This window comes from Pseudoalteromonas sp. Angola-4, assembly GCF_028599265.1.
GTDB classification, from domain to species: Bacteria; Pseudomonadota; Gammaproteobacteria; order Enterobacterales; family Alteromonadaceae; genus Pseudoalteromonas; species Pseudoalteromonas atlantica.
Genome location: NZ_JAQREK010000066.1, coordinates 1 through 502 on the forward strand (window position 1 = coordinate 1; position 502 = coordinate 502).

At 40.4% G+C, this 502-nt stretch carries 1 pseudogene; it reads right to left on the minus strand.

From position 1 onward, the window contains the following. Positions 1 to 402 (minus strand): annotated as a pseudogene (locus PSH48_RS20815) (DUF2147 domain-containing protein); the annotation flags it as partial. Positions 403 to 502: the final 100 nt, after the last annotated feature.

The following is a 502-nucleotide window of genomic DNA, read 5'->3' on the forward strand; positions in this document are numbered from 1 at the left end:
CTTCTAGTTTTTCGCCCTTTTGCTGCGGTGTTAAACGCACGCTGTAGGTTTTACCATTATTTGGGTCGAGTATTTCACCGTCTTCCCAACTACCGTCACCCGCATAGGTCACATCTTCAATAATGGTCATCCCCAACATAGGCTGATTCTTTTATCACCATCACACTCGGTGCAACGTGCATCTTGATTGGCTTTATTGAGTATTTTTTCAATTTTTCCAGTCAGCACGCCATCTTGATCAGTAATGCGCACGTACGACTTAGCCTCGTTAGTCTCTTCGTTAATAGTTTTCCAAAGCCCAACCGGTGTGGGGTTAGCAAAAACCTCAGAGGTGTTAAATAAGCTGCCCGCTAAAAGGGCTAGTAATAGTATTTTGTTTGTTTTTTTAGTTAATAAATTCATCAGATTACTTTAAACATGAGTCAATAATGGCGCCATACTAACAATCCTTTATAAAACGCTCTACGTAAAAATGCTTTAGGCATACAGCGTGGTATTACAT